The sequence below is a fragment of the Cupriavidus sp. GW823-FHT07B10 genome, from assembly GCF_058794355.1.
In genome coordinates this window covers 287,363-305,264 of record NZ_JBXAGS010000008.1, presented here as the reverse complement: position 1 = coordinate 305,264, position 17,902 = coordinate 287,363, and the positions used below count along the sequence as shown (strand labels likewise).

The window sequence follows — 17,902 nt, the reverse complement described above, 5'->3', positions numbered from 1 at the left end:
TGCTGCGTCTGCTTTGCAGCGCTGCGTTGTGTTGCGAGGGGGCGAATATTAAGTGACCGCAGCGGGGTTGGCAAGGGGTTTTTGAAAACTTCTTCGTGCCACCATCAGCGCCGCCTTAGAATCGGCAAATGCCTGACATGCCTACCTACCTGCCGTCGCGTCTGCCAGCGGACGGGGCGCGCCTGCTCGACGCCCAAGCTCTCGCCGCGGCGCTGTCGCGCCCTATTGTCTTTGTCGACCTGGAGACCACCGGCGCGGACGCACAGCGCGACCGCATTACCGAGATCGGCGTGGTCGAAGTCGGCCCGGACGGCATCATTGAATGGGACACCCTGCTCGACCCCGGCATGTCGATCCCGCCGTTCATCCAGCGCATGACTGGCATTACCGAAGAGATGGTGCGCGGCCAGCCGAGCTTCGAGTCACTGGCGGAATCGCTTGCCGAACGCCTGCAAGGCCGCTTGTTCGTGGCGCACAACGCGCGCTTCGACTATGGCTTCCTGAAGAACGCCTTCCGACGTGCCGGCGTGACCTTCCGGGCCGACGTGCTGTGCACGGTAAGGCTGTCGCGCTCGCTGTTCCCCTCCGTGGAACGCCACGGCCTGGATGCGCTGATCGCGCGCTTCGGCCTGACGCCCAAGGGCCGCCACCGCGCCCTGGCCGATGCCGAGCTGCTGTGGCAGTTCTGGCAGAAGATCCATGCCACGTATTCGGTCGACCTGGTGGAATCGGCCGTGCGCACGCTGGTGCGGCGGGCCAGCCTGCCGGCCGGCCTGGACGAAACCGCGCTGGAAGACGTGCCGGCGGCGCCCGGTGTCTATATCTTCTATGGCGACCAGGACGTGCCACTCTATATCGGCAAGAGCGTGCACCTGCGGCAACGGATCGGCGCCCACTTCTCCGGCGACTACCGGTACGGCAAGGATATGCGGCTGGCCCGGCTGGTACGCCGTGTGGAATGGCGCGAGACCGGCGGCGAGACCGGCGCGCTGCTGCTCGAAGCCCGGCTGGTCAAGGCGATGCAGCCGGTGCACAACCAGCTGCTGCGCCGCAATGCCCGGCTCTATGCCTGGGAACTGCCGCAGCAGCTGCCGGTGCCACGCCTGCGCTCGGATCGAGATACGGATTTCTGCCGGCATCGCGACCTGTTCGGCGTGTTCGGCAGCCGCGGCGCGGCCGAGGCTCGCTTGCGCGCGCTGGCGCAGGAACACGGCCTGTGCCTGGCCACGCTGTCGCTGGAGAAAACCACCCGCCGTGGCAGCCCCTGCTTTGCGCGCCAGGTCCATCGCTGCGCCGGTGCCTGCGTCGGCGCCGAGCCGTCGGGCGCGCACCGCGCCCGGCTGGCCGCCGCGCTGGCGCCGATCGCGCTGATGCCCTGGCCCTTCGATGGCCCGGCTGCCTGGCGCGAGCAGCACGACGGACGCACCTGGTGGCATGTCGCCGACGACTGGTGCTACCTGGGCTGCGCAGCCACGCTGGAAGAAGCGCAGGCGTTGGCGGCAGCACCAGCGCATTTCGACCTCGATACATACCAGATCCTCGCGCCGCGGCTGGCGCAATGGATGCCGCAGGCGGTGCCGCTGTCCGTGCACAGGCCGTTCACGCTGACCGCCCCCGAGGCCCCCGCCCGGGCGCCACGCCCGGCACGCATCCCGGCCGGACAGACTGCCCGCAAGGCGCCACCGGCTGCCGCACAGCAACCCCTGGGCCTGGTCTCCGACTGAAGCCGGCCACGCTCTGTGCGTCATCGCGCAGAGCACGCTTGCAGCGAGGCACGCGGCTCCGCTAGCCTGCACAGGCCGGCCCTTGCAGCCGGCTGCGCCGATGCGGAGCCTACATGCCAGCCAACCCAATCCTTCCGGCCGAAACGGCCCGCGGCGCCGTCAGCGTGCGTGCAAGCCTGGCCGTCTTGTGGGCGGCTGCCATCACCGGTGCCTGCGCCGGCCTGGAGGCCAGCGCCATGCAGGACGTCTTCGATTCCTGGAAAAACGTCCCCGTCGATGAGGCGAAGCGCCAGTGGGGTCCGCCGCAATCGGTGCAGGTCCTGCCCTCCGGCACGGCCTATGTCTGGAACGATTCGATTGCGCCCGCGCGCCCCCCGGGCAGCGGCCCGCGCGATGCCGGCATGGAGCGCACGCCGGTACCGGGCCAATGCCAGCGCAAGCTGGTGACCGGCCAGGACGGCATCGTCATCGGCGGCGAATGGCGCGGCGATGCCTGCTGCATCACCGCGCTCGTCGGCCACTGCGCAAGCCTGAAATATCGGGGCCGCAGCTGAGCCATGAGCCACGGCACCCGCGGGTGCCCGCCCGGCTCAGTCGATACTTGCGCCCGACGCCTTCACTGCCTGCCCCCAGCGCTTCTGCTCCGCCGTGATCGTGGCGGCAAATGCCTCCGGCGACTGCCATGCGGGCTCGGCACCCTGCTGCTCGAGCTTCGCCTTGGTGTCGGGGTCGGCCAGCACCGTGCGCAAGGCACCGGACAGGCGTGAGACCACCTCCCTGGGCGTGCCCGCCGGCGCCAGCATGCCATAGAAGCCAACCACCTCGAAGCCCTTCAGCCCGGCCTCCTGCATCGTCGGCACATCCGGCAGCGCGGGAGAGCGCTGCGGCGACGTCACCGCCAGCGCACGCACCTTGCCTGCCTTGATGTACTGCGTGAACAGCGGGATCGAGTCGGCCATCATCTGCGCCTGGCCGCCCATCACGTCGGTCAGCGCCGGCGAGCTGCCCTTGTACGGGATATGGACGATGAACGTGCCCGAAGCCTGCTTGAACATTTCCGGCATCAGGTGCGAGATGCCGCCATTGCCGCCCGAGGCAAAGTTCAGCTTGCCCGGGTTGGCCTTGGCATAGCTGATGAACGCCTTCAGGTCGCGCGCCGGCACGTTGTTGTTGACCACCATCACCAGCGGGATCAGCGCCGTGCGTGCCACCGGCGCGAAGTCCTTCGGCATGCTGTAGGGCAGCTTGGGATAGAGCGAGTTGTTGATGGCCATCTGCCCAGTGTTGGCCAGCAGCAGCGTGTAGCCGTCGGGCGCGGACTTGGCGACGTTGTCCGAGCCGATATTGCCGGCGGCGCCGGCCTTGTAGTCGATCACGATGGTCTGGCCCAGGATCGGCTGCAGCTTTTCGGCCAGCAGGCGCGCGTGCGTGTCGACCGGGCCGCCGGGCGGGAATGCCACCACCAGCCGGATCGGCTTTTCCGGCCAGGCCGCTTGCGCGGTCCCCGCCGCCAGTGCCAGCGGCGCGGCGGCCAGGGCCAGCAGTGCGTGTCTCAGGATGTCCCGGCGGGCTTGCGGCTTGTTCTTCGTCTTGTCCACGGTTGATTTCTCCTTGATACAGGGCTGCCCGCCAGCGCCCTGGTTCCGGGTGCTACGAACAGTCGCCAGCCGCCATTGTGACTCTTTTGTGACTTTCTGATGTCATTTTTATGACAATCTCCCGGACTACCGGACTCAACGCACCGGCCACGCGCCCGTGTCCGCCAACACCGGCGAGTATTCGCGAAAACCGAAGCGCAGCGGCAATACCGCCGCACGCCGCACCACGCGCTCGACATGCAGCCGCACCAGCCGTTCGGCGCCGGCGTATGACGCCAGTTCATCGCCCTCCCAGATCACCTCGGCGCGCCCGCCCACATGCAGCAGCGAGCCATCGGCAAAATCCGGCACCACGATCCCGGCTTGCGGATTGGCCAGCAGGTTGCCGACCGTATTGAAGAAGTTGTTGCCGTTGAAGTCCGGGAACGTCAGCGTGCCGGCCTCGTCGACGCGGATAAAGCCAGGCTTGCCGCCGCGGTGCGAGACATCGGCGCCTCCGGTGTGCTCGCCCTCGTCCTGCGGAGATGCGGTGTGGCTGGTGGCGATGAACAGGGTATCGGCGCCGCGCAGCCAGGCCACCGCCTGCTCATCCAGCGCGTCGCCGTGCCAGGCGGGCGGCGCGGGCGCCGGCTCGGCCAGGCTCACGTCGCGCAACTGGATATAGCGCGGGCAGTTGCCAAAGCTCTGCTCGACCTCGACTGTCATCCCGCCCTCGTCGCGCGCCACGATGACCCCGTTCATGCGGTTGCGCCGGCGCGTAGGCAGCTTGATCCCGAGCAGGCCGATGCGCGCGCCCTGCGCCAGCGCCAGGGCCGCCGGGTCGCCGGGCAGCGGCACGGCGTCGATACGCAGGTGGGTAGCGTCAGGCGTATGCGCAAACCCCGGCGTCCCGGCCAGCATCGTGGCCCAGGGCTGCCCGTCGGCATCGACGGCGCCAACCAGCAGGAACGGCAGCTGCGCAAAGAACGTGCGGTGCTGCTCCGGCATCTCGCCACGGATTACCCGCGGGCCGGACGCGGCCATGCGTTCGCGCTTGCCGGCGCGCTCCTGGGCGGCCAGTTCGCCGGCGTGGAATGGCAGGCCGGCGTGCGGCCATGTGGGCAGATCCATGACTAGCTCCTTTTCCTTGTCGGATCGATTGGCGATACGCGGGTCCGGCAGGCGCTACGCCGCCAGGCCGACCTTCGACACCAGCATCGGCACGAAGCCGGGCAAGGCTTCGATGCGGCGCAGCCAGTCGTTCAGCGCGGGGTACGGCGCCAGCGGCACGTTGCCTTCCTCGGCGCGGGCGATATAGCTGTAGGCGGCAACGTCAGCAATGGTGGCATGGTCGGCCGCCAGGAACGGCTGCCCGGCGAGCAGGATTTCCATCAGCGTGAACAGCCGCTGCGCGCGGGCGATGGCATCGTCCATCGCCACCGGCCTGCCGAACAGCACGCCCAGGCGCGCCGCCGCCGGCCCGAAGGCAATGTCGCCGGCGGCCACCGACAGCCAGCGCTGCACGCGCGCCGCGCCCACCGGATCGCGCGGCAGCCAGCGGCCGTCGTCATAGCGCGTGGCCAGGTAGACCAGGATGGCGTTGGAATCGCCGACGACCACGCCGTCGTCATCCAGCACCGGCACCTGGCCGAACGGGTTCAGGCGCAGGAAGGCCTCGCTGCGCTGCTCGCCGCCGCGCAGGTCGACGTCCACCAGCCGGCAGGGCAAGCCCAGCAGCCCCAGGAACAGTTCTGCGCGATGGGCGTGGCCGGACACCGGCGAGCGGTACAGCACCAGCGGCTTGGCGGGGCGATTGGTTTCTTGCATGGCACTCTCCTCAACGGTTGGGATAGCCGGATTCTGGGCGCCGAAGTCGTTGCAATAAATAGGGCAATTGATATTTGACTACTCCAAAGAATGGAGTAATGTGTGGCGCCATGGACAAGCTACGCGCGATGCAGACCTTTGTGCGGATCGTCGACGAGGGCAGCCTGACGGCAGCCGCCACGACGCTGCATACCTCGTTGCCGGCGGTGGTGCGCACGCTGGCGGCGCTGGAATCCGAGTTGCAGGTCCGGCTGCTCAACCGCACCACGCGGCGGCTGTCGCTGACCGGCGAGGGGCGCAGCTACCTGGACAGCTGCCGGCGCATCCTGGCCACCATCGACGAGGTCGAGGCCGGCCTGACCGCCAGCCATGTCGAACCCAGCGGCCAGCTCACGCTGACCGCCTCGGTGCTGTTCGGCCAGATGTATGTGGCGCCGGCGGTCACGCGTTTCGTGCAGCGCTATCCGCGCGTGCGCTGCCGCATGGAATTCACCGACCGCGTGGTGAACCTGCTTGAAGAAGACCTGGACGTGGGGGTGCGCATCGGCCCGCTGGCTGATTCCACGCTGGTGGCGCAGACCGTCGGCAGCATCCGCCGCGTGGTGGTGGCCACGCCCGCCTACCTGCGCAAGCACGGCGTGCCACGCCATCCCGAGGAACTGGCCAGCGCCAACTGCGTGCGCTTCACCGGCAACCACGCGCACTGGTGGACCTTCCAGGAGGACGGCCGGGAGTTCCACGTGCAGGTCAGCGGCAACCTGGAATTCAACCAGACCGCGCCCGCCGTGGCTGCCTGTGCCGAAGGCGCGGGCTTCGGCCACTTCCTGTCCTACCAGGTCGCGCAACTGGTCGAAGCACGCAAACTGCGCATCGTGCTGCAGGATTTCGAGCAGCCGGCATGGCCGCTATCGCTGATCTATCCCCATGCGCGACTGTTGCCGGCACGCACGCGCGCCTTTATCGAATGGATGCGGGATGACCTGGGCCCGCGCTTCAACTGACAACGCTCCATCGCAAAAAGACCATGCCCCTGTCGAGCGCTCCCACTCCAGCCGGCTTCGGCTCCCGCGTGCGGCGCCTGATCCATCGACCGAGCGGCAACGCCTTGCGCGCAGCCGTGCTGGGCGTCAACGACGGGCTGGTGTCCAGCTTCTGCCTGGTGATGGGCCTGGAGGGCGCGGCGGCCTCGCGCGAGGCCGTCATCCTGGCCGGGCTGGCGGGCCTGGCGGCGGGCGCTTGCTCGATGGCGCTGGGTGAATGGCTGTCGGTGACCAACAGTCGCGAGATGAACAACAAGCGCCTGCGCGACATGGCGCACGAGCTCGCGCATGATGCCACCCGGGCCCGACAGCGGCTGGTCACGGTGATTGTGGGCAAGGGCGTGCTGCCGGCCGATGCCGAGCGTGCCGCCGACGAGATCATGCGCAACCCGCGCGCGGCCCTGGACACCTTTGCGCGCGAAGTGCTGGGCATCAACCCGCAGGAGCGCGGCGGCAACCCGGTGCAGGCGGCGGTAATTTCCTTCGTGCTGTACAGCAGCGGTGCGCTGGTGCCGTTGCTGCCGTTCCTCGTGACCGCAGGGCCATCGGCGCAGTTCGGCAGCATCGTCGCGTGCCTGGCCGGCCTTGGCCTGGTTGGCTGGGGCACCTCGTCGTTCAATGGCCGCCCGGGATGGTTCTCGGCGCTGCGGCAGGTGCTGATCGGGGGCATGGCGGCAGCCTTCACCTACGGACTGGGCACCGTGTTCGGATCGCTCTGACCCGCGCCGAGGCAAGCGGCACATGCGCGCCGCAACGCCACCTCCGGCGCAGCCCACCCACCCGCCACGCCGGGCTGCCACCCGACAAAATCCTTGACGCGTCGCGGCACGCACCGGTATTTTCAAATTCGAATCAGAATTCGAATACGGAGTGCCAATGTCAGCGACCCAATCCGGCTTCACCGCCAACGCCTCCTTTCCCCGTATCGATACCCCCTCGATCCTGCAGCCGCCGCGCCAGCGCCGTGCGCGCGAGACCGAACAGGCCTTGCTGGGCGCGGGCCGCGAACTGCTTGCCTCGCGTGACTTTGCCGCCGTTTCCGTGGCGCAGATCGCCGCGGCGTGCCAGGTATCGGTGGGTGCCTTCTATGGGCGCTTCCGCGACAAGATGGCCTATTTCGAGGCCTTGCGTGCGCTGGTCATGGAAGAAACCGCCGCGTCGACTGAGCGCTACCTGGCGCAGGAGCGCTGGGAGGACGTGCCGACACCGGTGCTGCTGGAAAAGGCCACGCGCTTCATGGTGCTCGGCACGCTGGCCAACCGCGGCGTGATCCGGGCATCGCTGCGGCATGCGTCCACGCGGCCCGAGGAATGGGTGCCCCACCGCCAGAGCGGCGAAGCCATCGTGGAGCGCATGGTGCAGTTGCTGGTGCCGCGGCTGGCGATGCCTGCCGACACCGCCGAGGTGCGCGTGCGCTTTGCCATGCAGGCGGTGTTCAGCGTGCTGGTCAATGCCGTGCTCAATGATTCCGGCCCACTGCACCTCGACGACGAACAGATGATCCCGGAACTCAACCGCCTGATGGCCGGCTATCTCGGCGTCCCCTGCGCAGAGCCGGCCTGAGCACACCACCGGCCCGCGCCACCCGCGGTAATGCAGCCAGGCCATGGCTGCCATGAATTGCGCAGCGCTTGCTTGGCTGGCGCGCCGGACCTCCCTAGAATGTGCCCACGCCGGGCGCCGTGCCCGGCGCCCCCGGCCTGCCGCAAAACGGCGCACCGGGCGCAGCCCTATCCGCCTCACGTTTACCGGGACCGCTCATGGCCACGCTTTTCCTCGTCCGGCACGGACAAGCCTCGTTTGGCGCCGCCAACTACGATTGCCTGTCGCCGACCGGCCGCCAGCAGGCGCGCTGGCTGGGCGAGTATTTCCAGGAGCGCGGCGTCAGCTTCAGCCGCGTGGTGTCCGGCACGCTGGTGCGCCAGCAGGACACCGCCAGCGAGATCCTGGCCAGCATGGGTCAGCCGCAGACAGCGATCGTCTCGCACGCGGGCCTGAACGAATACGACGGCGAGGCGCTGTACCGTTGCCACACCGGCGGCGCCGACCACCGCGCGCACCAGAACGGCGACTACAACGACTACTGGCGCACCTTCCGCGCGGCCTACGCCGCATGGACCCAGGACGGGCTGGCCGAGATGCCCGAGAGCTGGGCCGATTTCGGCGCCCGCATTACCGGCGCCCTGGCGCACGCAAGCGAAGGCATGACGCGCGAGGATGCCATCCTGGTGGTGAGCTCCGGTGGCGCCATCGGCCGCGCCACGGCCGACCTGCTTGGCGCACCTGCACAGGCCGCCATCGAGATGAACCTGCAATTCCGCAATACGGCGTTCTGCGAGATCATCGTCGGCCGCGGCGTGCAGCGGCTGCTGAGCTTCAACAACGTGCCGCACCTGGAACGCGCCGACCGGCGCAGCGCAGTGACGTTCGCCTGACGCGCGCGACACACCGCAAACAAGAAAAGCCGCGAAAATCGCGGCCCCCTTTTCCGGCTGCTGGCGCGGGCACTCTGACATGCCCGCGCCGCCGGTCCTTCTCCCTTTACTACTCCTTGCTGCGACGATCCATGCGCTGCGTGCCTGTGCGGCACGCAGCGACTCTCACAGCTTTACAGGCGCTCGACGATGGTCACGTTGGCCAGCCCGCCGCCTTCGCACATCGTCTGCAGGCCGTAGCGCTTGCCGTGCGTATGCAGCGCATGTACCAGCGTGGTCATCAGCTTGGCGCCCGAGCCGCCCAGCGGATGGCCCAGCGCGATCGCGCCGCCATGCACGTTCAGGCGCGCCGGATCGGCGCCGGTGGCCTTCAGCCAGGCCAGCGGCACCGGGGCGAAGGCTTCGTTGACTTCGAACAGGTCGATATCGCCGATGCGCAGGCCCGCCTTCTTCAGCGCGACTTCCGTGGCCGGCAGCGGCGCTTCCAGCATCACGACCGGATCATGGCCGATCACCGTCATGGCGTGCACGCGCGCCAGCGGCTTGACGCCAAGCTTCTTCAGTCCGGCCTCGTTGACCACCATCAGGCCGGCGGCGCCGTCGCAGATCTGGCTGGCAGAAGCGGCAGTCACGCGGCCGCCTTCGGCGATCAGCTTGACGCTGCCGATGCTTTCCAGCGTGGCGTCATAGCGGATGCCTTCGTCAGTGGTGTGCATTTCACCGTTGGCACCGTCGGCCGTGCGCACTTCCACCGGCAGGATTTCGGCGGTGAAGCGGCCCGACTTGGTGGCGGCGATGGCGCGCTGGTGGCTCTGCAGGGCGTGGGCATCCAGCTGCTCGCGCGACAGGTCGTACTTGCGCGCAATCATTTCGGCGCCGGTGAACTGGCTGAACTGCACGCCGGGATAGCGCGCCTCGATGCCGGGGCTCTTGGGCACACCGAAACCGTTCTTGGCCGGCAGCTGCGACGACAGGCCCATCGGCACGCGCGTCATGCTTTCCACGCCGGCGGCGATGACGATGTCCATCGCGCCCGACATCACTGCCTGCGCGGCAAAGTGCAGTGCCTGCTGCGACGAACCGCACTGGCGGTCCACCGAGGTGCCGGGCACGCTTTCAGGCAGGCGCGAGGCCAGGATGGCATTGCGCGCCACGTTGCCGGCCTGCTCGCCGACCTGGCTCACGCAGCCCATGATGACGTCTTCGACCAGCGCCGGGTCGGCGCCGGTGCGTTCCACCAGTGCGTCCAGCACCTGTGCGGCCAGGTCGGCCGGATGCCAGCCCGACAGCTTGCCGCCCTTGCGGCCGCCGGCGGTACGGACCGCCGCGACGATATATGCCTCTGCCATGTGATCTCCTTGGTTCGGTGCAGGCTGCCGGGGCAGCCATGGTGTTGTCCGGAGTGCCGGCATCTGGCGCCGGCAGTGTCGCTTTGCATTGTTGCGCCGCGGGTGGTGGCAAGCGTCGTCGGAAGCGACGAAGTTTGCCGCAGGCCTCAGGTGCGCGGCGCCAGCACTGCAAAGATTGCGGTCGCGCGCAGCAGGCAGCGCTCGCCACTGACCAGCCGGCAGGTGCCATAGCGCAGGCGCGAGCCGAGCTTGTCGAACTCCACGCGGGCCTCGACCCAGTCGCCCAGGCGCGCGGAATCCAGGTAGTCCAGGCTCAGGTTGACGGTCACCGCGCTTTTGGAGCGCCCGGTTTCCAGCGACATCATCATGCCGATGGCGGTATCGGCCAGCGTCGCCAGCATGCCGCCGTGCGGGATGCCCAGGTTATTCAGGTGACTCTCGTCGATGCGCACCGCCAGCGTGCGGCGCTCCGCATGCAGGTAGAGCTGGCCGAAACCTGCCATGTAGCCGCTCATGCTGCGCAGCGGGACGAAGCCCTCCGGCACGTCCCCGCCGGCAGCTTCGCCCGGCGCGGCGATGGCCTGGGTCATCGCCCGCTCGATTTCAGCCTCGGCCATGGCGTCAGGCAAAGAAGCGCGAGGCCACGCTGAGGTGCTCTCGGCAATCGGCCACCATGCGCGTGATCAGTTCTTCGCAGCTGGGCACGTCGTCGATCAGGCCCACGCACTGGCCGGCGCTGATGATGCCACTGTCGGTCTCGCCCGCCTTGAGCGCCGCCTTGCCGCGCACGCCGGCGACCAGGTGCTTGACGTCCTCGAACTGCGCGCCGCCCGGGCGGCGTTCAATGCTCACCACCTCGTCCGACACGGCGTTCTTGAGCACGCGCGCGGTGTTGTGCAGCGTGCGGAAGATCAGGTTGGTATCGCGCTCGCTGGCCTGCACCAGCGCCTTCTTGACGTTGTCGTGGATCGGCGCCTCGCGCGTGGCGCAGAAGCGCGTGCCCATGTTGACGCCCTCGGCGCCCAGCACCAGTGCCGCTGCCATGCCGCGTCCGTCGGCGATGCCGCCGGAGGCGATCACCGGGATCGACAGCTTGCGCACCGCCTGCGGGATCAGCACCATGCCGGGCACGTCGTCCTCGCCGGGGTGGCCGGCGCACTCGAAGCCGTCGATCGACACCGCGTCCACGCCCAGGCGCTCGGCCGACAGCGCATGGCGCACCGCCACGCACTTGTGGATCACCTTGATGCCGGCGGCCTTGGCGCGCGCGATATGTTCCTTGGGGTTGTTGCCGGCGGTTTCCAGCACCTTGATGCCGCTTTCGATGATGACGTCGAGGTAGCGCGCGTACGGCGGCGGGTTGATCGACGGCAGCAGGGTCAGGTTCACGCCGAACGGCTTGTCGGTCATCTCGCGGCAGCGGCGGATCTCTTCGGCCAGCGCCTCGGGCGTGGGTTGCGTCAGCGCCGTGAGGATGCCCAGCCCGCCGGCGTTGGAAACGGCGGAGGCCATCTCGGCGTAGCCAACCCATTGCATGCCACCCTGGATAATCGGGTAGCGGATGCCAAGCAGTTCGGTGATTCGTGTCTTCATGGTTGTCCCTTTGCTGTCTGCGCCGGCAGGCGCGCGGTAGTGCCGGCCCTGCCGCTTGATCGGGGTCAGTCTACGGCCAGGTGCCGATTCCGAGCCTCGTCGGAAGCGACGATTGCGGGCGGCGCATTCTGCACTAGTGTTGACCGAGCCCCGTGCCGGCGCCCCGCCCCGGCACACTTCCTCCCATATTCGCAGCAATCCCGGCAGGAGCCCCCCATGACGCAAGCCACGCCTTCGTTCGAAACCCTGCGCTACGCCGTTGCAGACGGTGTCGCCACCATCACCCTGCACCGCCCGGACCAGCTCAATGCGTTCACCGCGCAGATGATGCATGAACTGATCGCCGCGTTCGACGCCACCGATGCCGACGACAACGTGCGTGCCGTGATCGTCACGGGCTCGGGCCGCGCCTTCTGCGCCGGCGCCGACCTGTCCGGCGGCAGTTCCACCTTCGACTTCGAGAAGCGTTATGGCGCCAGCCCCGACAGCGCGCACCGCGACGGTGGCGGGCGCGTGTCGCTGCGCATCTTCCGCAGCCTCAAGCCGGTGATCGCCGCGGTCAACGGCGCCGCGGTCGGCGTGGGCGTGACCATGCAGCTGCCGATGGATATCCGGCTGGCGTCGACCGACGCCAAGTTCGGCTTTGTCTTTGCGCGCCGGGGCATCACGCCCGAAGCGGCGTCGTCGTGGTTCCTGTCGCGCGTGGTCGGCATCTCGACCGCGCTGGAATGGTGCTATACCGGCCGCGTGTTCTCGGCCCAGGAAGCGCATGAGCGCGGCCTGGTGCGCTCGCTGCACGCGCCCGAAGACCTGCTGCCTGCCGCCCAGGCCATTGCCCGCGAGATCGCCGCCAATGCCGCGCCGGTTTCGGTAGCGATCTCGCGCCAGCTGATCTGGCGCATGGCCGGCGCCAGCCACCCGATGGAAGCGCACAAGCTCGACAGCCGCGCGATCCAGTCGCGCGGGCGCTCCGCCGACGTCAAGGAAGGCGTCAGCGCCTTCCTGGAGAAGCGTCCCGCCGCCTTCCCGGAAACCGTGTCGCACGACATGCCGGACTTCTTCGACTGGACCAGCGAGCCGCCCTTCATCTGAAGCGCGCCCGTCGATCAACTTTTCCGGAATTCGCATGAAAGTCAGCCAAGCCGTCGCCAGTCGCAAGTCCGTCCGCGGCTTCCTGCCCCGGGCCGTTGCGCCCGACACCATCCGCCGCGTGCTCGACGCCGCCGCGCGCGCCCCCTCGGGGGGCAACCTGCAGCCCTGGCATATCCATGTCATCGGCGGCGAGGCCCTGGAGGGGCTGCGCGCCATCATGCGCGAGCGCATCGCCCAGGCGCCCGCGGGTGAAGAGCGCGAGTACGACATCTACCCGCGCGAGCTGGTCTCGCCCTACCGCGACCGCCGCTTCCAGGTGGGCGAGGCGCTCTACCACTACCTCGGCATCCCGCGCGAGGACAAGGCGCGGCGGCTGGCGCAGTTTGCCAACAACTTCACCTTCTTCGGCGCGCCGCTGGCGCTGTTCTGCACCGTGGACCGCCGCATGGGCCCGCCGCAATGGTCGGACCTGGGCATGTACCTGCAGACGGTGATGCTGCTGCTGCGTGAAGAAGGGCTGGACAGCTGCGCGCAGGAATGCTGGGCGATGTACCCGCAGACCCTCGGCAAGTTCCTGTCGCTGCCGGCCGAACGGATGCTGTTCACCGGCATGGCGATCGGCTACGAAGACCCCGAGGCGCCCGCCAACCAGCTGCGTTCCGTGCGCGCACCGCTGGAGGAATTCACGGAGTTCATCGGCATCTGAGCCGCAAGCGCGCGCGGGCTGACCTGCGCGCGCGGCCTCAGAGCAGCCCGAGCTGGCGTGCAATGGCCACCGCCTGGGTGCGGTTGCTGGCATGCAGCTTGGCGCTGATATTGCGCAGGTGCGTGCGCACCGTGGTTTCGGACACGAACAGGCGCTCGGCCATGGCCACATTGGAATAGCCCTCGGCCAGCAGTTGCAGCACCTTCTGCTCCTTGGGCGTCAGCGGCTCCACCAGCGCCGCCGGCGCCGGCCGGCCGGTACCGGCGGCCTGCTCGCTCCCGGACTGGCCGCAGGCCTGCAGCAGCCTTTCCACATAGGGGGCAGGCAGGCTGGCCGACTGGCGCGAGCAGGCATCGGCCACCAGCCTGCGCACATCGTCGCCCTCGTCGGCAAAGATGCGGACAAAGCCTTCGGCAGCGCCGAAACGCAGCGCCTCGCCCATCACCACCAGCGCGTGCGCGCCGTCGCCGGTGCGCTGGCACGCCTGCGCCAGCAGGATGCGCAGCTTGAGCGCGCGGCGCATCAGCTGGTTGCCGGCGGCAGCCGCCAGCTCGCGCTCGATGACCTCGCGCACCGGCGTGCCCGGGCGCGCATACAGGTCCAGCCGCAGCCGGCCAAGGGTGATGTCCTCGACATCGCTGGCAAAGGAGCTGACCCCGGGCCGCGTGCGCCACAGCGCCGGATCGGCGGCGCGTTCGATCGCCTCCTGCGCCGCGTGAACATTGCCCTGGCGCAGTGCCAGCCGTGCGCGCTCCAGCATTGCCGCCATCACCAGCCGCGTCAGCCCGCGGTGGTGCCCCAGCGCTTCCAGTTGCGCCAGCCATTCATGCGCCTGGTCGGCTTCGCCGCGCTCGAACGCAATGCGGGCCAGCACCGTGTGCCCGGTGATGATCTGGTCAGGCAGCCCGAGGTCGCGCGACAGCGGCAGGTAGACGTTGAGCAATCGGCTGGCGCGCTCGGAATCACCGCTCTCGTACAGGCCTTCGGCCAGCAGGATGCCGGCCATGGCATTGCCGTTGGTGGGCCCGAAGCGGTTCGGCAGCATCGTGCTGGCGGCGATGCGAAACCGCGCCAGCGCCTGCTGCAGCCGCCCCTGGCGCAGGTCGATCAGCCCTTCGACCGACTCCGAGAAGATCTTGTTGAAATTGCTGTCCGAGCCTCGCACCGCGTGCCGTGCCACCTGCAGCAGCCGGCGCGCCTCCGGGTAGTCGCCGGCGACCGCAGCCAGGCGTGCCATCGACGTGCCCAGGATCGCATCGGGGAAGGCATAGCCCATCGGCAACGGCGGCAGCTCATTGCGGGCGAAGGCGCGCGCATCGTCGAAGCGGTCCATCATGTTCAGCAGCATGTGGCGCAGCGCGCGGATATGCGCCAGCAGGTCGCCGGCCGCGCCCTCGGTGGGGATCTGCTGCAGCAGGGCGATGGCTTCGGCCGGGCCGCGCGTGAACGACACCGCCCACACGCGCGCGATCTGCAGCTTGGGCCAGCGCGCCAGTTCTTCCGCCGGCACCGCCTCCAGCCAGCGCGTCAGCAGGCGCATGCGGCCCTGCGCCAGCAGGTCGTCCGCGGCGCCGTCCAGCAACGGCAGCGCGCGCGCCAGCGCACCGGCCGCGAAGGCATGCTCGATGGCGGGCACCGGGCGCCCCTGCGACTCATACCAGCGCGATGCCGACAGGTGCAGCTGCGGCACGGCGTCAGGCATGGCCTGCGCCAGCTGGCCGCGCAGGAAGCCGGAAAAGAGGCTGTGATAGCGGTACCACTGCTCCGATGCCGCACCGGAGCCACGCTCGCCATAGCGTTCGCTCTCCAGCGGCAGCAGGAACAGGTTGGCGCGCTCCAGCCAGGCCAGGATCTCGTCGCTGCTGCCAGCTGTCGCGGGCTTGCACACGGCGTCGCACAGCGGTCCGCACAACTGGTCCAGGATCGAGGTGCGCAGCAGGAAGTCGCGCACCGCCTCGGGCAGGTGCAGGAATACGTCTTCGACCAGGTAGTCGGCAATCGCCGCGTTGGAGCCGGAGAAGCCGGCGATAAAACCCTCTGGCTGGCTGCGCCGCTCCAGCGCGACTGACGCCAGCCACAATGCCGTGGCCCAGCCCTCGGTACGCCGGTGCAGCACGCTGATGGCCGCCTGCTCCAGCTTCAGCCCGCGCGCATGGCGCAGGAAGGATGCAGTTTCGCTGGCGGAAAAACGCAGCTGCGCGGGTTCGATCTCAAGCAGCTCGCCGCGCGCGCGCAGGCGGCCCAGGCCGGATTCCGGAACCCAGCGCGTGCCGATCACCACGCGGCAGCCGGGCGGCAGGCTTTCCACCAGTTGCCAGACCAGCCCGGTCACGGCGGCGTTCTGGATCGCTTCGAAATCATCGAGGAACAGCGTGAAGGCGCCGTTATGGCTGGCCAGGCGGTCGATCAGCGCGAGCGCCTGCTCGCCGGGATCCTGTGCCAGCGTCGCGTGCGCGGACCGGCCGGGGCCGCCGCCGCCCAGGCCCTGCGCGATGGCAGCTTCGACCGACCCCAGAAAGCGCGAGGCATCATTGTCCGACCGATCCAGCGTCAGCCAGGCGGTGCGCCCGCCCGCGGCCTCCAGGCGCGCGCGACACTGGAGCATGGCCGTGGTCTTGCCGAAGCCCGCCGGTGCACGCACCAGCACAAGCTTGACGAAACCGGCCGCGCACACGGTCTCGCAGATCGCCGCGCGCTCGACCTGGAACGGGGTCAGCAGCGGCGGACGCAGTTTGGCCGCCAGCGATGCGGCGCCGGCGGGCGGCGGCGCGCGCCGTCCGGTCTCCTCGATACTTGCCATTGGCTGTTGTCGTCTCCCGCACATCGCTGCCGTTGCAGGCCGCGCGATGCGCCCGCCCGCGCTGCGGATGCAGGCAGGCGGGCCGTGGCTGTGATGTAACGGAGGATTATGACGTAAACCGCCGCACTCGCGAAAATGCGGGCAGCGGCAGGCGGCCCTACACCAGCTTGTTGGCGTGGCCGCCCCAGTAGCGGTCGCGCAGCAGCCGCTTGAGCAGCTTACCGGTCGGCAGGCGCGGCAGCTCGGACGCGAAGTCGACCGAGCGCGGGCACTTGATGGCCGACAGGTTGGCGCGGCAGAACGCGATCAGTTCCGCGGCCAGCTCGGGACCGGCCTGGCTCATGTCGACGGGCTGCACCACGGCCTTGACCTCTTCGCCGAAGTCCTCGTTGGGCACGCCGATCACGGCCACGTCCATCACCTTGGGATGCGTCATCAGCAGGTTCTCGGCCTCCTGCGGGTAGATGTTGACGCCGCCGGAGATGATCATGTTGGCCTTGCGGTCGGTCAGGTACAGGTAGCCGTCCGCATCCACGTAGCCGACATCGCCGATGGTGCTCCATTCCGGCTGCTGCGGGTGGCGCGACTCCGCGGTCTTGGCCTCGTCGTTGTGGTACGAAAAGTCGCGGCCTTCGGCAAAGTAGATCGTGCCCGATTCGCCCGGCGGCAGCAGCGCGCCGTCCGGCCCGCAGATGCGCAGCTTGCCGACCATGGCCCGGCCCACCGTGCCCTTGCGCTCCAGCCACTCCGGCGTGCTGACCACGGTCACGCCGTTGCCCTCCGTCCCGGCGTAGTACTCCCAGATCACCGGCCCCCACCACGCGATCATGGCTTCCTTGACCTGCACCGGGCACGGCGCGGCCGCGTGGATCGCCACGCGCAGCGACGACACATCATAGGCCTGGCGCTGCGCCTCGGGCAGCTTGAGCATGCGCGAGAACATCGTCGGCACCAGCTGCGTATGCGTGATGCGGTGCTGCTGCACCAGCTGCAGATAGTGCTCGGCATCGAAATGCTCCATCACCACCGCGGTCCCGCCCAGCGCCTGCACGGTCATGTTGTAGCGCAGCGGCGCCGCGTGGTACAGCGGCGCGGGCGACAGGTAGCGCGTCTCGGCATCGAAGCCATAGAGCCGCTGGCACAGGCTGGTCAGGGTCGTGGGATCGTCGATATTCGGGCTCGACGGCGGCGCATACACTCCCTTGGGCCGGCCCGTGGTGCCGGACGAATACAGCATGTCGCCGCCGGTCACTTCGTCATCGATGCGCGTTGCCGGGCAGCGCGCCAGCGCGGTCTCGTACGCGTCATAGCCCGGCATTGTGCCGTCCAGCATCAGCCTGCCGCGCAAGGCCGGCGTCTGCCCGGCCAGGGCTGCCGCGACCTCGGCCTGCGCGTGCGTGGTGACCAGCAGCCTGGCGCCGCTGTCATTGATGATGTGGGCGGCATCGGCCACGTTCAGCCGCGTGCTCAGGCAGACATAGACAATGCCGCTGCGCTGCGCGCCCCAGCACAGTTCGAACAGGCGCGGATGATTCTCGACCATGAACGCCACGCGGTCACCGGGCTGCAGTCCCTGGCTGCGGAACAGGTGGGCGACCTGGTTCGAGCGTTCGTCCAGTTCGCGGTAGGTGACGACTGCGCCGCTGCCACCCATGATGACGGCTGGTTTTTCGGGTGTGCGCTGCGCGTGGATGTGCGGATGCATGGCGTTGGACTCCTCGAGGGTGTCGGTGTGTTGGCGGATGCCGGTACCGCATTC

General features: G+C 68.9%; 16 protein-coding genes. 8 read left to right on the top strand and 8 right to left on the bottom strand.

The window, feature by feature from the left end:
- Nucleotides 1–128 precede the first annotated feature (128 nt).
- Both AC1Q6V_RS19320 and AC1Q6V_RS19315 read left to right on the top strand, forming a co-directional pair.
- Nucleotides 129–1,724 (top strand): exonuclease domain-containing protein, encoded by a 1,596-nt coding sequence (locus AC1Q6V_RS19320; protein WP_041688015.1) that lies wholly within the window; start codon nt 129–131, stop codon nt 1,722–1,724.
- 113 nt (nt 1,725–1,837) lie between these two features.
- Nucleotides 1,838–2,278: a hypothetical protein gene (locus tag AC1Q6V_RS19315; protein ID WP_010811651.1), complete on the top strand. Its 441-nt coding sequence runs from the start codon at nt 1,838–1,840 to the stop codon at nt 2,276–2,278.
- A 36-nt stretch (nt 2,279–2,314) separates the two neighbouring features.
- Here the strand turns inward: AC1Q6V_RS19315 and AC1Q6V_RS19310 are convergent, their stop codons facing one another.
- The 3 genes from AC1Q6V_RS19310 to AC1Q6V_RS19300 form a co-directional block, all read right to left on the bottom strand.
- A complete protein-coding gene (locus tag AC1Q6V_RS19310) occupies nt 2,315–3,322 on the bottom strand; it encodes a Bug family tripartite tricarboxylate transporter substrate binding protein (RefSeq protein ID WP_010811652.1) in 1,008 nt (335 codons plus the stop codon).
- Between the two features lie 135 nt (nt 3,323–3,457).
- Complete coding sequence (locus AC1Q6V_RS19305) at nt 3,458–4,432, bottom strand: pyridoxamine 5'-phosphate oxidase family protein (RefSeq protein ID WP_454749534.1); 975 nt, start codon at nt 4,430–4,432, stop codon at nt 3,458–3,460.
- A gap of 54 nt (nt 4,433–4,486) precedes the next feature.
- Entirely contained in the window at nt 4,487–5,128 is a 642-nt protein-coding gene (locus tag AC1Q6V_RS19300) for a glutathione S-transferase family protein (protein ID WP_010811654.1), read from the bottom strand.
- A gap of 98 nt (nt 5,129–5,226) precedes the next feature.
- Here AC1Q6V_RS19300 and AC1Q6V_RS19295 point away from each other — a divergent pair, with 98 nt between their 5' ends.
- From AC1Q6V_RS19295 to AC1Q6V_RS19280, 4 genes are all read left to right on the top strand, one after another.
- A complete protein-coding gene (locus tag AC1Q6V_RS19295) occupies nt 5,227–6,129 on the top strand; it encodes a LysR family transcriptional regulator (RefSeq protein WP_081645122.1) in 903 nt (300 codons plus the stop codon).
- A gap of 23 nt (nt 6,130–6,152) precedes the next feature.
- Nucleotides 6,153–6,887, top strand: a complete 735-nt coding sequence (locus AC1Q6V_RS19290) for a VIT1/CCC1 transporter family protein (RefSeq protein ID WP_439672518.1) — start codon at nt 6,153–6,155, stop codon at nt 6,885–6,887.
- A 157-nt stretch (nt 6,888–7,044) separates the two neighbouring features.
- Nucleotides 7,045–7,731: a TetR/AcrR family transcriptional regulator gene (locus tag AC1Q6V_RS19285; protein WP_010811657.1), complete on the top strand. Its 687-nt coding sequence runs from the start codon at nt 7,045–7,047 to the stop codon at nt 7,729–7,731.
- A gap of 197 nt (nt 7,732–7,928) precedes the next feature.
- Nucleotides 7,929–8,603, top strand: a complete 675-nt coding sequence (locus AC1Q6V_RS19280) for a histidine phosphatase family protein (protein ID WP_454749533.1) — start codon at nt 7,929–7,931, stop codon at nt 8,601–8,603.
- Nucleotides 8,604–8,776: 173 nt separating this feature from the next.
- On the opposite strand, the gene AC1Q6V_RS19275 is transcribed toward AC1Q6V_RS19280, so the two are convergent.
- The 3 genes from AC1Q6V_RS19275 to AC1Q6V_RS19265 all read right to left on the bottom strand — a co-directional run bounded on the left by AC1Q6V_RS19275 (nt 8,777) and on the right by AC1Q6V_RS19265 (nt 11,545).
- Nucleotides 8,777–9,952 carry an acetyl-CoA C-acetyltransferase gene (locus AC1Q6V_RS19275; protein ID WP_454749532.1) on the bottom strand — a complete coding sequence of 392 codons (1,176 nt, stop codon included), beginning with the start codon at nt 9,950–9,952 and terminating at the stop codon, nt 8,777–8,779.
- A gap of 146 nt (nt 9,953–10,098) precedes the next feature.
- Nucleotides 10,099–10,569: a PaaI family thioesterase gene (locus AC1Q6V_RS19270; RefSeq protein ID WP_010811660.1), complete on the bottom strand. Its 471-nt coding sequence runs from the start codon at nt 10,567–10,569 to the stop codon at nt 10,099–10,101.
- Between the two features lie 4 nt (nt 10,570–10,573).
- Entirely contained in the window at nt 10,574–11,545 is a 972-nt protein-coding gene (locus AC1Q6V_RS19265; RefSeq protein ID WP_010811661.1) for an NAD(P)H-dependent flavin oxidoreductase, read from the bottom strand.
- A gap of 216 nt (nt 11,546–11,761) precedes the next feature.
- On the opposite strand from AC1Q6V_RS19265, the gene AC1Q6V_RS19260 reads away from it, so the two are divergent.
- Both AC1Q6V_RS19260 and AC1Q6V_RS19255 read left to right on the top strand, forming a co-directional pair.
- Nucleotides 11,762–12,637 carry a crotonase/enoyl-CoA hydratase family protein gene (locus AC1Q6V_RS19260; RefSeq protein WP_010811662.1) on the top strand — a complete coding sequence of 292 codons (876 nt, stop codon included), beginning with the start codon at nt 11,762–11,764 and terminating at the stop codon, nt 12,635–12,637.
- Between the two features lie 34 nt (nt 12,638–12,671).
- A complete protein-coding gene (locus tag AC1Q6V_RS19255; protein WP_058697867.1) occupies nt 12,672–13,343 on the top strand; it encodes a nitroreductase in 672 nt (223 codons plus the stop codon).
- A 37-nt stretch (nt 13,344–13,380) separates the two neighbouring features.
- Here the strand turns inward: AC1Q6V_RS19255 and AC1Q6V_RS19250 are convergent, their stop codons facing one another.
- Entirely contained in the window at nt 13,381–16,143 is a 2,763-nt protein-coding gene (locus AC1Q6V_RS19250) for a winged helix-turn-helix domain-containing protein (protein WP_454749531.1), read from the bottom strand.
- Nucleotides 16,144–16,300: 157 nt separating this feature from the next.
- The gene (locus AC1Q6V_RS19245; RefSeq protein ID WP_439669778.1) at nt 16,301–17,848 is read right to left on the bottom strand and encodes an AMP-binding protein; all 1,548 of its coding nucleotides are present in this window, start codon (nt 17,846–17,848) and stop codon (nt 16,301–16,303) included.
- Nucleotides 17,849–17,902: the final 54 nt, after the last annotated feature.